We start from the raw sequence: 18580 nt of genomic DNA, 5'->3' as shown, positions 1-18580 counted from the left end.
CGCCCATGGACCCGTTCAGATCGAATTGGTGTAGTACCGACGTGCCCGGTCGGACCGGTTGGAGTGCCGGCATGCTGGGCTAGACCGGTTGGAGTGCCGGCATGCCGGGCCAGACCGGTTGTAGTGCCAGCGGGCCCGGCCGGGCCGCTCGTACTGCCGACGTGCCCGACCAGATCAGCTGACGCCCGCGCTAATGTCGGTTCAGGCATGGCGCACCACCCTCAGGTGGCGCGCAACGAGCAAAGGAGCCGGTGTGTCGGAGCGAGACCTGCCTGTCGTCGTGGTGATGGGGGTGTCGGGGTCCGGCAAGTCGACGGTCGGCCGCGCGGTGGCCGCCGAACTGGGCGTCGAATACGCAGAGGGCGACGACTTCCATCCCGAGGCGAATATCGCGAAGATGGCAGCCGGGATCCCGCTGGATGACGACGACCGGTGGCCCTGGCTGGACGCGGTTGCCGCATGGATGGCCGAACGCGGCGAGCGAGGCGGCGTCATCACCTGCTCAGCACTCAAACGCGCCTACCGTGACCGACTGCGCGCCGCAGCACCCACCGCGTTCTTCCTGCATCTCACCGCGCCCCGCGAAGAACTCGCACACCGAATGGCCGACCGCACCGGACATTTCATGCCGTCGAGCCTGCTCGACTCCCAGCTCGCCGCGCTCGAGCCGCTGGCCGACGATGAGCGCGGCACCGCAGTCGACGCAACCGAAGATCCGGCGGAGCTGGCACGCGAGACGGCGGCAGCGTTGCGCGGGTGACGCGGCAGCGTTGCGCGGGTGACGCGGCAGCCGGACGCGCGTGATGACGCGGCAGCCGGACGCGCGTGATGACGCGGCAGCCGGACGCGCGTGATGACGCGGCAGCCGGACGCGCGTGAGGACGCGGCCGGGACGCACGTGACGACGCGGCCGGGACGCACGTGACGAGGCGCCCGGCTCCCCGAGTACGTCGCCTGATCTACACCTTCGCCGTCAACTCTTCGGTGATCGCCCCGCAGAAGTCGGCGAGATCATCGGGATTGCGCGAGGTGATCAGCGCCCAACCGCCCTCAGCGGAACGCACCACCGGTTGATCGACCCACCGTCCGCCGGCGTTGTTCACATCCGTGCGCAGCGAGAAGTACGACGTCAGCGTCTTGTCGGGCGTGAGACCGGCCTCCACGAGCAACCACGGCCCGTGGCAGATCGCGGCAATCGGCTTACCCGCCGCGGCGAACCCCTTGGCCAGCTCGACCGCCCGGTCTTCCGCACGCAACTTGTCGGCGTTGACCGTGCCACCGGGCACCACCAGCACGTCGTAGTCATCGACCTCGACCTCATCGAACGCCGAATCCGGCTGCACGGTGACGTCCTTCTCGGTGTCGTGCTCGAACGTCTGCACCTGCTCGTTCTTGGGCGCGGCATGCACGACGGTGGCACCCTTTTCCTTCAGCTCCCGCTGCGGTACCAGCAGCTCATCGCGCTCTACACCCGTGTTGGACGTGATGATCAGTACGCGCGTCCCATTCAGTTCGTCCGACATGCCGACTACTCCTTTCATTCGTCCCAGGAGTAGGCGTGCCGCGAAAACGGAAAGCTAAACCCGCTGGCGGCCACCGAGTCGGGAAAGCACCGCGAAGGCGACGTGGGCACTGCGCCCCGGACCACAGGCTCCAGCGCAGGTCGGCCTAGGCAGACGCGTCGCGATCACGTGCAGGTCCCACCGGACAGACTCGACAGGCAGACCCCGGAGATATCCGAGATCAGCAGTCCCGCGCCGACGAGCAGCGAGCCCACCGCGACCACCCCGAACAGCCCGACCCACAGCAGCCCGGGCAGGTGGGTGAGGCGGGCGAGCTGGTCGGCGTCGGAGGCGACGTCCTGCTGGTAGCGGCTGCGCAACTGCCGGGAGCGACCGCGCTGCAGTTCGATCACCGGCCGTGCACCCGCGAGCAACAGGAACCAGGCGCCGAGGTAGGCGAAACCCGCCTGCAGCGTGTCGGTGCCGAACCAGGACACGGCGAACACGGTCGCGCCGACCGCGAACACAGTCAGCATGCCGTAGACATTGCGCGTCATGATCAACACCCCGGCCAGCAGCAAGATGGCGGTCCAGAGCATCAGCGTGATCCGGCTCGCGCCGAGCAGCGCGGCGAACCCCAGCCCGAGCAGCGGCGGCGCGGGATAGCCCGCCATCGTGGTGAGAATCATGCCGAGCCCGTAGGGTTTTCCGCTCGACACGGTGAGACCCGAAGTGTCCGAATGCAATCGGATGCTGTTGAGCCTGCGCCCGGTGAGCAGCGCGACCAGCGCGTGCCCACCCTCGTGCGCGATGGTCACGATATTGCGGGTGAACCGCCACAGCGGGGTGTATCCGACCAGTACGAGCGCCACCACCCCGGCGCCTGCCACCAACCACCACGGCGGCTGGGTTTGGGTTGTCGTCAGGCGGTCGACGATGGAGGTGCCACGTTCGACCCATTCGGCTCTGTCCACCGCCGCACTCTAACGGTTACGGCCGCACCGGGCGCGCCTCAACCGGCGGCTGACATCTCCGCTTGGAGCTGGCGCTTGTAGATCTTTCCGGCATCGTCGCGGGGGAGTTCGGCCACGATCCGCAGCGCCTTCGGCACCTTGTACGAGGCGAGCTGCCCGACCAGCGCCGCGCGAATACCTTCCTCGGTGAGCTCTGCTCCCGGACGCGGAACAACTTGCGCGGCAACGGCTTCGCCGAGATCACCGGCGTGCGGGATACCGAACACCGCGACATCCTCGACACCGTCCAGCGCCATGATCGCGTTCTCGATCTCGGCGGGATAGATGTTCACCCCACCGGAGATGATGAGCTCGCTGGACCGCCCGGTGAGATAGAGGAACCCGTCGTCGTCCAGGTAACCGCGGTCGCCGACGGCGAGGAAACCCGGCACCGGACTCGCTGATTCATCGGTGTCATGGAGGTAGCGGAACCGCGGCCAGTAATCGGCGCCGCGCACGAACACCTGACCGGTCTCGCCCGCGGGCAGCGGCTCGCCCGACTCATCGACGACCACCACCGCCGCACCGTCCGCCGGACGGCCGACGCTACCCGGATGCGCCAGCCACTCTTGAGCGGAGATCCACGTGATCGTGCCCGCTTCGGCACAGCCGTAGTACTCGATCAGCGCATCCCCGAACCAGTCGATCGCAACCCGCTTCACCGCAGGCGGGCACGGTGCCGAGGAGTGAATGATGTGGGTCAGGCTGGACACGTCGTAGCGATTGCGCACGTCCTCGGGCAGCGACAGCAGCCGGGACAGCATGGTCGGCACAACCTTGGCCTGATTGATGCGGCGCTCGTCGACCAGCCGCAGGAACTGCTCGGCATCCCAGCGCGTCATGATGGTGAGGTTGGTGCCCACCCGCATCGCCAGCGTCGCGATCCCGTTCGGACTGGCATGGTACAGCGGCCCCGGAATCACCGCCTGCCCGCGCGGCGTGAGCCCGAGCCGCTTGGCCGCGCTGCCCGCGATCGTCAACCACTGATGGGGCGTCATCCGTTCGCGCAGTACACCTTTGGGGCGTCCGGTGGTGCCGGAGGTGTAGATCAGTCCGGTCGAATCGTCGCGCGCGCCCTCGATGCGGCCCAGCGGCTCGGGGTGGCTGTCGATCCACTGTTCCAGGGTCGGGTGCCTGCCGGTCGGCTCGGCCAGCGCCGCGTCCAGGCCGGCCTCGGCGAGTAGCTCGCGCGGCATGACGATCTCGAGAATGGTCGTATCGTCCTGCGGCACAGCCCGTTCCACGATATCGATGAACTCGGTGTGTGCGACCACCAGGCTGGCATTGCTGTCGCCGAGCACGTGCGCTACCTCGGGCACCTGCCAGCGGGTATTGATCGGCACCGCGTTCGCGCCGCACGCCGCGACGGCCAGCGACACCTCGAGGAACTCGATGTCGTTGCGGACCATGATCGCCACGCGGTTCCCGGGCTGCACTCCCGCTTCCGCGAGCGCGGCCGCCAGCCGTCCCGCGCGCTGGTGCGCCTCGGCCTGCGACCGGACGCGTCCCGCGCAAGTGATGGTCGGGGTCGATGAAGCATCATCCATGATTCGCAGTCTGCCACTCCGTCAGCAACCTCGTAGCACAAGCGGGTCACGAGGTTTTGGTGAGGGTTCCCGTCATGTCGCCGAGTACTCCGTGGGTGGTGTACGACAAGGTGCCGTCGGACTGTAGCCGGACGGTGGTGGTCGCCCCTTCGTCGTTGCAGCCGCCGCCGTCCTCGGTGAGTCGGGCGATCAGCGTGAGTGTGTCCGACGACGCATCCGTGAGTGTTTCTGCTCGACCGCATTTCAGCCCGATGACATTTCCGGTGTTGGCGGAACTGCCGATTTCCGTGCCGAGCGCTCCGTCGTTGAGCGTCAAGACGATGTCGTAGCTACCGAGTTTGTCCTCCACGACGCCCTTCCATTCGCCGATGAACGCGTCCGGGACGTCGGCGGCGGGAGTGCCGGGGGAGTCGGTGTATTGGGTTTCGGAACCGGCGGGGCCGCGGGCGATCTGTTTGGTGATCACGAAGGCGGCGACGGCGACTGTGAGGCACAGGGCGAGCGCGGCGGCGATGATTGCGGCGCGACGCTTGGGTCGTGGTGCGGGGTGCTGTGCGTCCGGCGGGTTGGCCGAGACATCCTGTGCGCCACGGGAATAGGTCTGGTCGGACGGGTTTGCGGACTGCCCGGCTATGAAGGTCGTATGTCCCTGCGACTGCGCGGTAGGTCCCGACATGTGTGTCGTCCGCCCTGGCGAAGGCGTGGTCTGCCCTGGCAGGTGCGTCGTCTGCCCTGCCGGGTACGGGGTCTGACCCGACAGGTGTGTCGTCTGCCCCGGCGAGTTCGTGGTTTGTCCTGGCGGGTGTGTTGTCTGTCCCGTTGGGTGCGCGGTCTGACCCGACAGGTGCGTTGTCTGCCCTGACGGGTGCGCGGTTTGTCCTGGCCGGTGCGCGCCCTGTCCTGGCGGATGCGTTGTCTGCTTGGGCGAGTCTGTGGTTTGTCCTGGCGGTTGCGCGGCCTGCCCCGGCGAGTTCGCAGGCTGCCCCGGCAGGTGTGCTGGCTGCCCTGACGGATTCGGGGTCTGCCCCGTTGGGTGCGCCGTTAGTTGCGGCGAACCCGGCTGCCCTGGCGGACGCGGCGCACCCGGCGGCTCGCCCGCATCCTGCCACCACGAGCGCGGCGCGAGTTCGGCTTGCCCGAACCCTGGAAGACTTGTGGCGGCCCGCACATTCGGGTCGAGAAATGCCTGGGCCACCGTGTCGGCGGCGCGCGCCGAATCCGCGTCCATCTTGCCCAGCGCCTCAGGCACGTCGAACGGCCCGGAGTCCAGATCGAGCAATTCCACTGCGCGCCTGCTGACCTCCTCGAGCGCCGGACCGGGGAGCCAGCCGCCGCGGCCGGGGATGCCGAGGGCTTGCAGGTCGGCGATGATCCGCTCGGGGGTTGGGCGCGCGGCGGGGTCCTTGGTGAGGCAAGCCGCGATGAGCGGCCGCAGTCGATCCGGCACCCCGTCGAGCTCGGGCTCCTCGTACACCACCCGCCACAGCATCTGCACCATCTCGCCGACCCCGAACGGTCCGTGCCCGGTGGCCGCGAACACCAGCACTCCGCCGAGCGCGAACACATCGCTCGCCGGGCCGACCGGACTACCGGTCACCTGTTCCGGGCACATGAATCCCGGTGAGCCGATGACCTTTCCGGTGGTGGTGAGCTGACTGTCCTCGATCGCCCGCGCGATGCCGAAGTCGATCACCTTGGGCCCGTCGAGGGCGAGCAGCACGTTGGACGGTTTGAGGTCGCGGTGCACCAACCCCGCCGCATGCACGGCGACCAACGCCTCGGCCAGTCCATGCGCGAGCACCAGCAGCGGGCTCTCGGTGAACGACCCGTACTCCTCGACCGCCTCGGTCAGCGAGAACCCCGCCACGTAACCAGTCGCCAGCCACGGCGGGTTCGCATCGACATCGGCATCGAGGACCTGCGCGGTGAACCGGCCGCCGACCCGTCGCGCCGCCGTCACCTCGCGGCGGAAACGCACCCGGAACTCGTTGTCACCGACCAGATCCGGCCGGATCACCTTCACCGCAACGGTCCGCCCACCGGCATTGCGCCCCAGATACACCCGGCCCATCCCGCCCGCACCGAGCACGCCGAGTAGCCGGTAGTCGCCGATCCGGGTCGGATCGTCTGCGCCGAGCGGTCGCATCGCGATGCGGCTCCCTTCGAATGTCGAACATCGAAAGGTTACCTACCGCTTGCCACGCTGTCTGGTTCAGTTGCCCGATTCACCAGGCATGCGTCACCGTGTCGCGCCTACGTGGCCGTTGCGCTGGACAGCGGCGCCGAACGGTCGTGCCGCACATACCTGGCCAGCAGGAAGGCCGCGATCGCCGCGGGGATGTTCATGAGCACGCCGTACACCGCGCCCGGCACCGCCATCGCACCGTTGTGCAGTACCGAACTCGCGATGGCGATGGCGATCGCACCGTTGTGGATGCCGATCTCCATGGCCGAGGCGATCGCCTGATCAGCATCGATCCCGAACAGCCTTGGCACGAAATACCCCACCGCCAGGCTGATCACGGCGAACAGCAGACTCAGCGAAGCGAGCTTGCCGATGTTCTCGGTGAGCGTGCTGAAGTTCTTCGCCACGGCGGCGAGCACGACCAGCGCGAGCACCACGATCGACAGGATCTTGACGTTTCCGCGCATCCGCTCGGCCCACGCGGTGAACCGGCGGTGCACCCACATGCCGATCGCCACCGGCACCAGCACGATCGCGAACACCTGCGCGAACTTGTCCGGCCGCAGCCCGAACGACCCGTCGCCGTCCATGAACCGGCTGAACGCGAACGCGACGATCAGCGGCATGGTGAACACCGCGAGCACCGAATTGATCGCGGTGAGCGTGATGTTCAGTGCCACATTGCCGCCCGCGATGTGACTGAACAGGTTGGCCGACGGTCCGCCCGGCGACGCGGCGAGCAGCAGCATGCCCACGGCGAGCGCCCCTTCGAGGCGGAACAGATAGATCAGCCCGAGGCAGACCGCGGGCAGCAGCACCATCTGACAGAGCAGCGCGATCACCGCGGCTTTCGGGTAGCGCAGCACCCTGGCGAAATCGTCCACGGCCAAGGTCAATCCGAGCCCGAACATCACCAAGGCCAGGGCCAGCGGCAGGAACACCGCGAAAATCGTTGAACCCATGCGGATCTCCTCCTCAGCCGAGCGGTCGGCCCACACGCAGCCGACACCGAGTGACGACGTTATCGATCCGCGGCGCGCGTCGCCAGTCCAAATACTGTGGGCAGAGCCTTAAGATTGCCGCCGATTCACGCTGTGACGACCTCGCCGTCGGCGGCAGATCGGCGCGCGGATTCCAGCACGCGCAGTGTAGCCACGGCGTCGCGCGGGTCGACCGGAACGGGCCCACCGTCGAGCAGAGCGGTAGCCAGTGTGGCGTAGAAGGCGGGGTAGTCGCCTGCGATGGTGGGGACCGGCTCCACGGCGGACTCGGCACCGAAGACGCCCCAGTGCTCGGATTCGACTGTGCCCCAAGGCTTACCGTCGTCCGGGCGGCGACCGGCGCGCAACGCGCTTTCCTGCGGATCCAGACCGTAGCTGACATACCCCGCCTGGGAACCGAGCACCCGAAACCGCGGACCCAGTTGCGGCGCAACAGCACTCATCCAAAGGTGCGATCGAACGCCCGAGGTATGCGTCAACGCGAGGAAAGCGTCGTCATCGGTCTGCACGCCCTCGCGTCGCTGATCCAGCTCGCAGTACACCGTTGCCACCGGCCCGAACAGCGTCAGCGCCTGATCGATCAGATGACTACCGAGATCGAAGAGCAGCCCCGCGCCATCGGCGACGCCGCCCATCTCCCGCCAACCGCCCTTCGGCACCGGACGCCAGCGTTCGAAGCGCGACTCGAACCGCCGCACCTGCCCGAGCCGGCCCGCTTCGGTGAGGGCGCGCACCGTCAGGAAGTCGCCGTCCCAGCGACGATTCTGAAAGACAGTCAATGCCAGCCCGGCTTGCTCGGCTCGCTCGACCAAATCCTCGGCCTCGGCGACCGAGACCGCGAACGGCTTATCCACCACGACCGGCAGCCCTGCATCCAACGCCTGCCTGGCCAGCGGCGCGTGCGTCCGGTTGGGCGTAGCGATCACCACGAGATCTATCCCGGCGGTATTCGCGAACAGTTCGTCGGCCGTAGCGACCACCCGCACACCGGGATGTTCCCGCTCGGCCTGCGCCTTCCGCTCGGCCGACGAGGTGACCACCACCGCCACCCGCAGCCGCGGATCGGCGGCGATCAGCGGCGCGTGGAAAACCGACCCGGCCAACCCGTACCCGAGAACAGCGACCTGGAGCGTCATGCCTCGACGCTAGCGGATCGTCCCAGGAATTCGGGCCATGCCCCGAAGGGCCGCTGACTACCGCTCACTACTGCCCGTCGGCAACTGTGAGGCAACCTTAGTCTTGCTTACGACCTCACCCGCCTTGCGACCCCTCAGGTCAGCAGGAGTGCGGATGCTTCCATTCGGAAATAGGTCTGCCGCAGTGCATTCCGCGGCCACACCCGCCCGTGGCGGCTGTGTTTACACCGTATTCTCCTGGCAAATTTCGGCAATTACTCAGCAAATCTGTGAGCAAACTTAAAGCGTTTCCTAACGGGCAAAACGGAAATAACTCTGCGTGACAGAGGTCACGAGTGTGCATTTTGGCGACGCGTATTCCCGCTAGTTACCGTCAATTCGTGGGCTCTGAGGTGGAGCTTTACGGAATATTTGCAATACACCCGGTGACCTGCTGCAACGTGCCTTCAGTTGCCTGATCCGGGGTTTGCTGTCGAAATACTGGCCAACCTCACCTACGTTTGAAATGTCGCTTAGTCAATGCTGATAAGGCGTTCGATATCGCCCCTTCTGTAGAACCAACGGAGGCCGCACATGCGTGTGCCGCTGATTACGGCGAAGAAAACTCGGACAGAATTGACGTCCCGGATCCCGGGCAAGGTGGTGCCACGCCTGTCCACCGACATGCTCACCCGCCTGCCCGTCTCGGTCGCCAGGCCGGGCTTCGCCCCGCGCAGCCTGACCGCCGGGATCCTGCACCTCGGCTGCGGCTCCTTCCACCGCGCGCACCAGGCCCTGGCCACCCAGCACGCGATGAACGAGACCGGCGATCCACGCTGGGGCATCACCGCCGTCGCCATCAACCGCCCGACGGTCGTCGACGCGCTGCGGGCGCAGGACCACCTGTACACGACGCTGCTGCACGAGGACGGCGCGGCACGGGTGGAGGTGGTCGGCTCGATCACCGAGGCCGTGCACGCCCCGACCGACCTGATCGGCGTGCCGCAGCGCATCGCCGACCCGCGCGTCAAGATCGTCACGCTCACCGTCACCGCCAGCGGTTACTGCGTATCGCCGGTCACCGGCCGGTTGGAGGTGGACTGCCCCGGCGTCCGCCACGACGTCCGCTTCCCGACCAGGCCGATCACCCCGATCGGCATGCTCGCGCAGGGTCTCGAACTGGTCCGCCGGCGGGGCAGCACCCCGCCGGTGATCATCAGCTGCGACAACCTGTGCGCGAACGGCAGCACCCTGCGCCGTGCCGTCATCGATTTCGCCCTGCTGCGCGACGACCATCTCGCCGAGTGGATCGCCAGGCACGTGCAGTTCCCGAACAGCGTGGTGGATCGCATCGTGCAGCCGACCGCGCCCACCGACGCCGCGGTCGCCCGCAACTGGCTCGGCGGCATCGAGGACCTCGCGCCGGTCTCGGCCGAGCCGTTCATGACCTGGACCATCGAGGATTTCGACGGCGAGCGCCCGCAGTGGGAACTCGGCGGCGCCCAATTCGTCGCCAACGTCAAGGATTACGAGCTGGCCAAGCTTCGCCTGCTCAACGGCACGCACATGCTGCTCGCCTACCTCGGCGGCCTCGCGGGCCACCGCACCATCGCCGAAGCGACGGCCGATCCGGCACTCGCGGCGCTGGCCCGCCAGTTCATGCTGGACGAACAGGGGCCGACGCTGGCCCTGTCGGCCGCCGAATTACGCAGGACCGTAGACGATTTGATGCGCCGCTTCCGCAATCCGGCCATCGCCCAGGACATGACCCGCATCGGCCGCAACGGCTCGGACAAGATGATGCCGCGCGTCGTCGACGCCCTGCGCGACAACATCGCCGCAGGCAGGCCCACCCCTGGCGCGACCTTGCTGATCGCCGCGTGGATACGGTGGTTCACCGCGAGCCACGCCCCCGGCGCGGTGATGGAGCTGATCGACCCGAGGGAAGATTCGCTCGCGGTGCTGGTCGACGCCGACCCGCACCGCTGTGCGCAGGCGTTCTTGCAGCGCACCGATATTTTCGGCACGCTACCGGAGCTGGAGAACGTGCAACGGCAGGTCGGTGACGCCTTGGCCGAAATGACCCGCGACGGTGCCGCGGCCGCGGTCCGGCGCCGGTTGGCGCCGCAGTCGGAAGGGAGCATGGGGTGAACGCCGAAAGCCCTGTTCGCGCAGTAGTTTTCGATATGGACGGGTTGCTCATCGACTCGGAGAGCCTGGCCATGGAGTCGCTGGTCTCCGCGGGCGCCGAGCTCGGCTACGAGATGGCACCCGAGTTCTGTCGCAGCATGATCGGCGTGCCCGCCGACCGCTGCCGCACGCTCGCCGCGGCCGCGTACGGTCGGGGATTCCCGCTGGAGGAGTACTTCGACCTGCACGAGGTGCACCTGCGCCAGCTCGTCGACGGCGGCAGGCTGACCACCAAGCCCGGCGCGGTGGCGCTGCTCGACGCGCTCGACGCGCAAGGCGTGCCCAAGGCGATCGCGACGTCGTCGTCGCGGGAGCGCGCCGACCATCACCTGCAACTGGCCGGCATCGCCGACCGGTTCGAGGTGGTCGTGACTCGACAGGACGTGACCAAGGGCAAGCCCGACCCCGAGCCGTACCTCAAGGCGATGGCGGCGCTCGGCGGTGAGGTGGAAACCACACTGGCGCTGGAGGATTCGACCAACGGCCTACGTGCCGCCTGCGCGGCGGGCCTGCGCTGCATCCTCGTGCCCGATCTGGTGCAGCCGACCGACGAGTCCCGCAGGCTCGCGCACCGGCTGTACCCGGACCTGCATCAGGTCATCGAATACCTCGCGGTCGCCAATGCGGCCTCGACCGCGTCGACCGCATAGGCGAGACTGTTCCGAGCTAACTCGAATCTGTCGGCGGACCTGAAAAGGATCTCTCGTGGTGCGGATAGCTCGACCTGTCTTTGTCGTGTGTGCCGGAATCGTGGTGGGCGTCGCCGGATGCGCCTCCGACGGTGGTGCCGGGTCATCGGAGACCCGCGTGCGCAATGCCGCGCCGACCACCTCGAGTGCGCCCGTCCGCTGCGGCGTCGACCTCTCGGCGCCGGTGGTCCAGTCGGCCATCGCCGCGCTGCCCGCCGAACCGGTCACGCACGCGCCGTGGTCCACCGACCCGCGCGGCTTCGAGGGGAACTTCGACCCGTGCGCCACCTTGTCCACCGTGATCATCACGGTGCAAGGGGCGACGGGGAGTTCACCGAACCAGGCCTTGCTGTTCCACAAGGGGGCCTACATCGGGACCGCGACGCCCGAGGCGCACGGGTTCACGTCACTGGACGTCGACCGCACCATCGACGACACCGTCGGACTGACCTACAAGACGCCAGGCAGCTGCAGTGCCTGCCCGGACGGCACCGTCACCCATGTCCAATTCCGTTGGGAGGGGCAGAAAGTGCGGATGATCGGTACTCCGCCGAAGTAGTCGTACGGTTGGTGTGCCGCACATGACGTGCTGCGCCTATACCGCACGACCTCCCGCACCCGGCTCGATGTGACGCATTCGGGCCGCGGTGTGCTCACACGACTTGATGCGCGGCGCTCCCACAGTTTGCCGCACACTTTTTGATTTGACGCACACGAATTCGCATGCGATTCCTTGTGCGGCAAATCAGAAAGTGTGCGGCAATGGTGTTTTCCCGCTTAGGGTTCCGGCTCGTCCGACCAACGCTGCACCCAAACCTGTAGTGGCGCAAGCGCTGCGACGAGATCGAGACCGTCCGCACTGAGCTGGTAGCCGTTCGGCTCCGCGGCGATCACCCCCGCCTCGCGAAGTTCCCGCAGCCGATCGTTGAGCACGCTGGCCGATACGCCGCCGCACAGCGTCTGCAACTCCCGGAACGTCACCGCCCGCCCGTCCCGCAACTCCCACAGCACCCGCAGCGCCCACCGCCTGCCCAGCAGATCCAGCAACACCATGATCGGACGCCCGGTCTGCGACCCGCGCACCGGCCTGCCGACGGCCGGAGTCTTGCCTGCTTCGGATTCCGAAGCTACCATCGCCACCATCCTTGCTCTTGTTTCCGAAGCAAGGATACACCGCCGTCCGATATGAGGATCGACCATGAGCACCGAATCTATTCCGCGCATCACGCCACTATCCCCGCCGTACGCTCCTGATATCGAGGCGCAACTCCGCAAATGGATGCCACCCGGCACGGCCATCGAACCCCTGGCTCTGTTCCGCACCCTCGCCCTTCACGACGACCTCTTCAGCCGAATGCGCCCCCTCGGCGCAGGCATCCTCGGCCACGGCCGCCTCCCACCCCGCGACCGCGAGATCGTCATCCTCCGCACCTGCGCCCGCGCGAACGCCGAATACGAATGGGGCATCCACGCCGTACTCCAAGCTCCCGAGGTCGGCCTGACCCCCGGACAGATCGACGCCACCGTAGGCAACCCCGACCACCCGGCGTGGTCACCCAACGACACCACCCTTATCCGCCTGGTAGACGAAATCCACGACACCGCAACCATTTCCGACACCCTGTGGCCAGACCTGACCAGCCACTACCGCGACGACCAAATCCTCGAACTGATCACCACCACCGGCTGGTACCGCCTACTCAGCACTGTGATCAACACCGCCCGCCTCGACCACGAAACCTGGGCTCGCCGCTTCCCCGCGTGATCTGCGCAGGCCCCATTCGGTCCTAGCCTGGCTGACCGCCGCCGAGTACTCCTGCGGGGACTTGGGTCTCGCCACGTCTGGCGTGAGTCCGGGTGGCGCTCACGCTGATCTGGCCTGGCTGGCATCCGCCGAATACCCCTGCACGGCCCTTGGGCTCGCCACTTCCCGGCACGACCCGGGCAGCTTTCACTCGGTTCTGGCCTGGCTGCCCGCCGCCGAATACTCCTGTTCCGGACGGCCGGTGCTGCCGTAACGCAGGCTCATGCGGAGGGTGCCGGTGCCGACGAGGGTGGCGAGGTAGCGCTGGGCGGTGGCGCGGGAGATGCCGATGGCGGTGGCTACTTCGGCGGCGGAGAGGGGGTGGCCTGCTTCGAGGATCGAATGCAGGACAAGGTCTTTGGTGGGGGAGGCGACGGTGGTGGGGGCGCTGGCGGTGGTGGTCGGGCGGAGGGCTTGCAGGGCGGCGTCGACGCGGGCGTTGTCCACCTGCGGGGTGGCGAGGACGCGGCGATAGCGGGCGTAGGCGGCCAGTCGGGCGGCGAGTTCGGTGTGCGGGAAAGGTTTGACGAGGAAAGCGAGCGCACCGGCGGAGAGGGCGGCGCGGACTGCGGTGCTGTCGGTGGAGGCGGTCAGCACCATTGCGTCACAGCGTAATTCGCGCACGAAGTCGATACCGGAACCGTCGGGCAGATAGACGTCGACCAACGCTAAGTCGACCGGGCCCGCTGCCAGCACATCCCGCGCCGCGGCCAAGGTGTTGGCAGTCCCCGCGACGGCGAAACCCGCGATGGAGTCGACGATTCCGGCATGCAGGTCGGCGACACGAAAGTCGTCGTCGACGACGAGAACAGTCAAATCTGATGGGGCCATGACACCTTGCTGTCTACGAGCACTTCGGGAATGCGGGCATTGAATTCGGCACCGGTCAGCGGGGGAGTGTCGCCGCGCGGACTGGCCAGCCGCACGTCGCCGCCGTGCGTGCGGGCGATCTGACGAATCAACGCGAGACCGACACCGCGTCCACCGGGGACGTCACGGCTGTCGCGGGTGGAGGTCCCCTCGGTGAACAGCACATCGATCAGCTCCGGCGCGACACCGTCGCCGCTATCGGCCACCACGATATGCAAGGTCGAATCTTCCTGCACCAGTTCTACTTCCACTTGCTTGACCGGATTGCCCGAGGCCCGCACCGCCTCGATCGCGTTGTCGAGCAGGTTGCCGAGCACGGTCGTCACATCGACGGGATCGACCAGGCTGCCGTCCACCCAGGTGTTGGGCCCGAGGGCCAGTTCGACGCCGCTCTCCCGCGCGTGCGCCGCCTTCGCCGCGAGAAACGCTTGGAGGTAAGCATCATGGATCGCGTCGATGCCGGGCGCGGCAGCCCCGAGCGGCCCCGCCCCGATCATCTCGTCGATCGACCGCGACGCCTCCTCGGTCCGCCCACCGTGCAGAAGTCCGCTGATCAGGTGCATCTTGTTGGAGAACTCGTGCCGTTGCGCCCGCAACACCGTGCTCATCGACTGCACCGCATCGAGCTGGCGGGTCAACGCCTCCACATCGGTCCGGTCGCGCACGGTCAGCACCGCACCCAGGTCGCGCCGGTCCCGATGCACCGGCCGCGCGGCCACCACGACGATATGTGAGCCGACCGTTGCCGACGCGGGTTGCTCGTCGAGCCCGCGGAAAACCTCCAGTACCCGTGGCGTCAGCCCGATCTCGTCCACCGGTCGCCCAATCTCCGCGTCGATCCCGAGCAGCCTGCGCGCCTCGTCATTGACAAACGTTGTGCGCCAAGAAGAATCGACCGCGAGCACGCCCCGCCCGATGCCGTGCAATACCGCCGCTTGTCCGCGCACGAGCTCAGCTAGTTCCGCGGGCTCCAACCCGAGCGTCAGCCCGCGCCAACGACGCGCCAGCAGCATCGATCCCGCGATCCCGACCAAAAGCGCTGCGCCGACGAGCAAACCGGCGGTCCGCAAGTCGTCGAGCAACTGATCACGCACCGCCTCGGTGGAAATACCGACACTCACCGCGCCCACAATTCGGTCCGAATCAGGTTCGAGCACCGGCACTTTCGCCCGCACCGAGTCGCCGAGCGTGCCACGCTCCTCGGCGATCACCTCGCGCCCGGCCAGCGCACCGGAGGGATCGGTGCTCACATGCTCGGTGAGCCGTGCCGCGTCCGGATGCGCCAGCCGAATCCCGGAATCATCGGTGATCACCACGAACAAGGCGCCGGTCCGCTCCGTCGTGTCGACGGCGATCCGTTCCAGCGGCCCGGCGGCGAGGCGCGCACGCAGCAGCGGGTCGGCGCTGATCGCCCCGGGCGCGTACCGGGTCACCTCGTCGCGCACCGCGGGATCGGCCGCGACGGTGCGCGCGATCGCGAGGGCCCGCTGCCCGTATCCGTCGCGCAGCCGTTGATCGCTGAGGTAGCCGAAAACCGCGAAGGCGACGCCGAGGGTGAGGGTGACCACCACGATCTGCAACAGCAGAACCTGCGTCCTCAATCGCACGGCCCGCGCGCCCTCAGTGGCCATTGGCGCAGCATAGACCACCGCGCCGAGCGTGAGCAGAATGCGCAGAACTAGCGAATCGGCACTTTGCACGGCTTGTGCGCACAAGCTCCGCGGTGTGACCCGGCCCACGTACGGTCGCTCTACCTCGATCTCGCAGGAGCTACACCATGACCAACCCACTCATCGAGCTGCGGAGCGCGACGAAGCGTTTCCCCGGCACCGGTGGCGGCATCCACACCGCCGTGCAGAACCTCGACCTTGCGGTCCGCCCCGGCGAATTCGTCGCTGTCGTCGGCCCGACCGGCTGCGGTAAGTCGACCACCCTGTCCCTCGTATCCGGCCTCGAACCCGCCTCGGCGGGCCGGACGCTGGTGCGCGGCAAGGACGTCACCGGCATCCCGGACGGCATCGGCTACATGTTCCAGCTGGACGCGGTGCTGCCGTGGAAAACCGTGCTGGACAACGTCGCCCTCGGCCCGCGCCTGCGTGGTGCGTCGAAAGCCGATGCGCGGCAGCAGGCTTCGGTGTGGGTGCACAAGGTCGGGCTCGCTGGGTTCGAGACCTACTATCCGCATCAGCTGTCGGGTGGCATGCGCAAGCGCGTCGCGCTGGCGCAAACCCTGGTCAACGACCCGGAGATCCTGCTGATGGACGAGCCGTTCAGCGCGCTCGACGTGCAGACCCGCCAGCTCATGCAGGACGAACTGCTGCGCGTGTGGGCGGGCACCGGCGCGGCGGTCATCTTCGTCACCCACGATCTGGAAGAGGCGATCGTGCTCGCCGACCGGGTGGTCGTCATGACGGCCAGCCCGGCGACCGTGTGCGGCGACTTCCCCGTCGCGCTGGAGCGCCCGCGCAATGTCGAAGAGGTGCGGCTCACCACCGAGTTCCGCGATATCTACAAAGAAATCTGGGAAACGCTGCGCGACGAGGTCGATGCGGCTCGAGCCAAGGGAGCCTCCCGTGTCGCATGACGTCCTCGAAAAGGATGCCGCCCCGGCGCCGGTGCCGGAGAACGAGACCGAGGAGCAGATCCTCGCGCGAGTGCGCACCAACGCCCGGCGCGTGCGGCTGCGTACCTGGGGTTTGCGCATCGCGCTGGTCGCCGTGTGGCTCGGCTCGTGGGAGCTCACCGCCACGCTGTGGATCGATCCGTTCTTCTACTCGAAGCCGTCGCTGATCTGGGAACGCTTGGTCGAATGGTTCACCGAGGGAACCCAATTCGGTTCGATCTGGCTGCAGATCTTCACCACCGTGCAGGAGGCCGTGCTCGGCTTCCTGATCGGCGCGGTCGCGGGCGTGGTGCTCGGCACCCTGCTCGGCCGCAGCCGGTACTGGGCCGACGTGCTCGCGCCGTTCATCAAGGCGCTCAACGCGGTTCCGCGCATCGTGCTCGCCGCGCTGTTCATCATCTGGTTCGGGCTCGGGCTCAGCTCGAAGGTCGCGACGGTGGTCGTGCTGGTGTTCTTCGCGGTGTTCTTCAACGCGTTCACCGGTGCCAGGGAGGTGGACGGCAACGTCATCAACAACGCGCGCATCCTCGGCGCCGGTAAGCGTCAGGTGCTCACCGCGATCGTGTTGCCGAGCGCGACTACCTGGATCCTGTCCAGCCTGCACACCGCCTTCGGCTTCGCCTTGATCGGCGCGGTGGTGGGTGAATATGCCGGTGCCAGTAAGGGTTTGGGCCTGCTGATCAGCAACGCCCAGGGCACCTTCGATTCGGCGGGCATCTACGCCGGCATGATCATCATCACGGTGATCGCGCTGCTCGCGGAGTGGGGGATCGGCCTGGCCGAGGGCAAGCTGCTGAAATGGCGTCCCTCGCAGGCACAGTCGAGTCACGGGATCTGAGCGATGAGGTACATCAAGAACTCCGCGATCGTCGTCCTCGCCGTAGCGGCGCTGCTGGCGGTGACCGGGTGTCGCGAGTCGCGCACCATCCCGATGTCGGACGGGCGACCGCAGATCACCATCATGGTCGGCGGTTTGGAGAAGGTGATCTACCTGCCCGCCATGCTGACCAAACAGCTCGGCTTCTTCGAGAAGAACGATATCGACGTCTCGCTGCTCGGCGAGCAGTCCGGCGCCAACGCCGAAACCGCCTTGCTGACCGGCGATGTGCAGGCGGTGGTCGGCTTCTACGATCACACCGTCGACCTGCAGGCCAAGGAGCAGTGCCTCACCTCGGTGGTGCAGTTCGCCGACGTGCCCGGTGAGGTGGAGCTGGTCGCCAAGGCGGACGCAGGCACCATCAAGTCGGTGCGCGATCTGCGCGGCCGCAACCTCGGTGTCACCTCGTTCGGGTCGTCGACCGACTTCCTGACCCAGGCGCTCACCGGGATCGAGGGCATGACCACCAAGGACTACACCCGGGTGCGGGCCGGCGCGGGGCAGACGTTCATCGCGGGCATGAACCACAACGGCATCGACGCGGGCATGACCACCGATCCGACGGTGGCGCAGATGGTCAACTCGGGGGAGGCGGAGATCCTGGTCGACATGCGCACCGAGGCGGGCACCCGGGTGGCGCTCGGCGGGTTGTACCCGGCGACCTCGCTGTACATGCGTTGCGAGACAGTCGAATCGCACCCGGACATCGTCCGCAAGCTGGCGGCGGCGTTCGTGCAGACCTTGCAGTGGATCAAGCAGCACACCCCGGAGGAGATCGCCGCCAAGATGCCGCCGCAGTACGCGAACGCCGGAAAGGACCTCTACGTCCAGTCGATTCGTGACTCGGTCGGCATGTTCAACGGTGACGGTCTGATGAAACCCGAAGGGGCGCAGAACGTGCTGAACATCCTCGGCAAGTACTCGCGCAATGTGGCGCCGGTGCGTGACCGGATCGAATTGCACAAGACATACACGACGAAGTTCGTGGAGGAGGCGCTGCGCACCAACCAATAGTGCTGTAGCTGTTCAGGTCCCGCGCTCATGTTTCGACGGAGCGCGGGACCTGCTGTCTGTGGCCGGATTTTGCGTGCTGCCGACGACCCCTTGACGGATGGTTATCGGTTGATAACCTGAATCCAGAGGTTATCGATCGATAACCATGCA

General features: G+C 67.2%; 17 protein-coding genes. 8 read left to right on the top strand and 9 right to left on the bottom strand.

Going from position 1 to position 18580, the window contains the following annotated elements; all coding sequences use genetic code 11:
• Window positions 1–253: 253 nt before the first annotated feature.
• On the top strand, window positions 254–760 hold the full coding sequence (locus IBX18_RS31520; protein ID WP_306796500.1) for a gluconokinase: 507 nt from the start codon (window positions 254–256) through the stop codon (window positions 758–760).
• Window positions 761–959: 199 nt separating this feature from the next.
• Here the strand turns inward: IBX18_RS31520 and IBX18_RS31515 are convergent, their stop codons facing one another.
• The 6 genes from IBX18_RS31515 to IBX18_RS31490 form a co-directional block, all read right to left on the bottom strand.
• On the bottom strand, window positions 960–1523 hold the full coding sequence (locus IBX18_RS31515; RefSeq protein ID WP_194837142.1) for a type 1 glutamine amidotransferase domain-containing protein: 564 nt from the start codon (window positions 1521–1523) through the stop codon (window positions 960–962).
• A gap of 164 nt (window positions 1524–1687) precedes the next feature.
• Window positions 1688–2476, bottom strand: a complete 789-nt coding sequence (locus tag IBX18_RS31510; RefSeq protein WP_194837141.1) for a M50 family metallopeptidase — start codon at window positions 2474–2476, stop codon at window positions 1688–1690.
• 38 nt (window positions 2477–2514) lie between these two features.
• Window positions 2515–4062 (bottom strand): AMP-binding protein, encoded by a 1548-nt coding sequence (locus tag IBX18_RS31505; protein WP_194837140.1) that lies wholly within the window; start codon window positions 4060–4062, stop codon window positions 2515–2517.
• A 46-nt stretch (window positions 4063–4108) separates the two neighbouring features.
• Complete coding sequence (locus tag IBX18_RS42415) at window positions 4109–6208, bottom strand: serine/threonine-protein kinase (protein ID WP_228542095.1); 2100 nt, start codon at window positions 6206–6208, stop codon at window positions 4109–4111.
• Between the two features lie 107 nt (window positions 6209–6315).
• On the bottom strand, window positions 6316–7209 hold the full coding sequence (locus IBX18_RS31495; protein WP_194837139.1) for a bile acid:sodium symporter family protein: 894 nt from the start codon (window positions 7207–7209) through the stop codon (window positions 6316–6318).
• Between the two features lie 125 nt (window positions 7210–7334).
• Window positions 7335–8384, bottom strand: coding sequence for a Gfo/Idh/MocA family oxidoreductase (locus IBX18_RS31490; RefSeq protein ID WP_194837138.1), 1050 nt, complete (start codon window positions 8382–8384; stop codon window positions 7335–7337).
• Window positions 8385–8957: 573 nt separating this feature from the next.
• On the opposite strand from IBX18_RS31490, the gene IBX18_RS31485 reads away from it, so the two are divergent.
• From IBX18_RS31485 to IBX18_RS43235, 3 genes are read left to right on the top strand one after another with little or no spacing between them, the layout of a single operon-like run.
• Window positions 8958–10514 carry a mannitol dehydrogenase family protein gene (locus IBX18_RS31485; protein WP_194837137.1) on the top strand — a complete coding sequence of 519 codons (1557 nt, stop codon included), beginning with the start codon at window positions 8958–8960 and terminating at the stop codon, window positions 10512–10514.
• Window positions 10511–11203, top strand: coding sequence for an HAD family phosphatase (locus IBX18_RS31480; protein WP_194837136.1), 693 nt, complete (start codon window positions 10511–10513; stop codon window positions 11201–11203). The genes IBX18_RS31485 and IBX18_RS31480 overlap by 4 nt, the downstream gene beginning before the upstream one ends.
• A 55-nt stretch (window positions 11204–11258) precedes the next feature.
• Window positions 11259–11801, top strand: coding sequence for an LppP/LprE family lipoprotein (locus tag IBX18_RS43235; RefSeq protein ID WP_194837135.1), 543 nt, complete (start codon window positions 11259–11261; stop codon window positions 11799–11801).
• Between the two features lie 218 nt (window positions 11802–12019).
• On the opposite strand, the gene IBX18_RS31470 is transcribed toward IBX18_RS43235, so the two are convergent.
• A complete protein-coding gene (locus IBX18_RS31470; RefSeq protein ID WP_194837134.1) occupies window positions 12020–12376 on the bottom strand; it encodes a helix-turn-helix domain-containing protein in 357 nt (118 codons plus the stop codon).
• Between the two features lie 64 nt (window positions 12377–12440).
• Here IBX18_RS31470 and IBX18_RS31465 point away from each other — a divergent pair, with 64 nt between their 5' ends.
• Window positions 12441–13007 (top strand): carboxymuconolactone decarboxylase family protein, encoded by a 567-nt coding sequence (locus tag IBX18_RS31465; protein WP_194837133.1) that lies wholly within the window; start codon window positions 12441–12443, stop codon window positions 13005–13007.
• A gap of 186 nt (window positions 13008–13193) precedes the next feature.
• Here the strand turns inward: IBX18_RS31465 and IBX18_RS31460 are convergent, their stop codons facing one another.
• Window positions 13194–13877, bottom strand: a complete 684-nt coding sequence (locus IBX18_RS31460) for a response regulator (protein ID WP_194837132.1) — start codon at window positions 13875–13877, stop codon at window positions 13194–13196.
• Entirely contained in the window at window positions 13859–15547 is a 1689-nt protein-coding gene (locus IBX18_RS31455) for a sensor histidine kinase (protein WP_194837131.1), read from the bottom strand. The genes IBX18_RS31460 and IBX18_RS31455 overlap by 19 nt, the downstream gene beginning before the upstream one ends.
• 146 nt (window positions 15548–15693) lie before the next feature.
• Here IBX18_RS31455 and IBX18_RS31450 point away from each other — a divergent pair, with 146 nt between their 5' ends.
• Genes IBX18_RS31450 through IBX18_RS31440 form a run of 3 tightly spaced genes read left to right on the top strand, consistent with a single transcriptional unit; the run spans window position 15694 to window position 18430 of the window.
• Entirely contained in the window at window positions 15694–16500 is an 807-nt protein-coding gene (locus IBX18_RS31450; protein WP_194837130.1) for an ABC transporter ATP-binding protein, read from the top strand.
• Window positions 16490–17377: an ABC transporter permease gene (locus IBX18_RS31445; RefSeq protein WP_306796499.1), complete on the top strand. Its 888-nt coding sequence runs from the start codon at window positions 16490–16492 to the stop codon at window positions 17375–17377. The genes IBX18_RS31450 and IBX18_RS31445 overlap by 11 nt, the downstream gene beginning before the upstream one ends.
• Before the next feature lie 3 nt (window positions 17378–17380).
• Window positions 17381–18430 (top strand): ABC transporter substrate-binding protein, encoded by a 1050-nt coding sequence (locus IBX18_RS31440; protein ID WP_194837128.1) that lies wholly within the window; start codon window positions 17381–17383, stop codon window positions 18428–18430.
• Window positions 18431–18580: the final 150 nt, after the last annotated feature.

It is taken from the genome of Nocardia sp. XZ_19_369, from assembly GCF_015355715.1.
GTDB lineage: Bacteria > Actinomycetota > Actinomycetes > Mycobacteriales > Mycobacteriaceae > Nocardia.
Note: the sequence above shows the minus strand (reverse complement) of the source record. Positions and strands in the feature narration are given on the sequence as shown.

Excerpts from the sequence above, each read along its gene's own strand:
- IBX18_RS31460 (WP_194837132.1), bottom strand. The coding sequence starts at position 13,877 with ATGGCCCCATCAGATTTGACTGTTCTCGTCGTCGACGACGACTTTCGT.
- IBX18_RS42415 (WP_228542095.1), bottom strand. The coding sequence starts at position 6,208 with ATGCGACCGCTCGGCGCAGACGATCCGACCCGGATCGGCGACTACCGG.
- IBX18_RS31465 (WP_194837133.1), top strand. The coding sequence starts at position 12,441 with ATGAGCACCGAATCTATTCCGCGCATCACGCCACTATCCCCGCCGTAC.
- IBX18_RS31490 (WP_194837138.1), bottom strand. The coding sequence starts at position 8,384 with ATGACGCTCCAGGTCGCTGTTCTCGGGTACGGGTTGGCCGGGTCGGTT.
- IBX18_RS31495 (WP_194837139.1), bottom strand. The coding sequence starts at position 7,209 with ATGGGTTCAACGATTTTCGCGGTGTTCCTGCCGCTGGCCCTGGCCTTG.
- IBX18_RS31515 (WP_194837142.1), bottom strand. The coding sequence starts at position 1,523 with ATGTCGGACGAACTGAATGGGACGCGCGTACTGATCATCACGTCCAAC.
- IBX18_RS31470 (WP_194837134.1), bottom strand. The coding sequence starts at position 12,376 with ATGGTAGCTTCGGAATCCGAAGCAGGCAAGACTCCGGCCGTCGGCAGG.
- IBX18_RS31455 (WP_194837131.1), bottom strand. The coding sequence starts at position 15,547 with ATGGCCACTGAGGGCGCGCGGGCCGTGCGATTGAGGACGCAGGTTCTG.
- IBX18_RS31485 (WP_194837137.1), top strand. The coding sequence starts at position 8,958 with ATGCGTGTGCCGCTGATTACGGCGAAGAAAACTCGGACAGAATTGACG.
- IBX18_RS31440 (WP_194837128.1), top strand. The coding sequence starts at position 17,381 with ATGAGGTACATCAAGAACTCCGCGATCGTCGTCCTCGCCGTAGCGGCG.
- IBX18_RS31450 (WP_194837130.1), top strand. The coding sequence starts at position 15,694 with ATGACCAACCCACTCATCGAGCTGCGGAGCGCGACGAAGCGTTTCCCC.
- IBX18_RS31505 (WP_194837140.1), bottom strand. The coding sequence starts at position 4,062 with ATGGATGATGCTTCATCGACCCCGACCATCACTTGCGCGGGACGCGTC.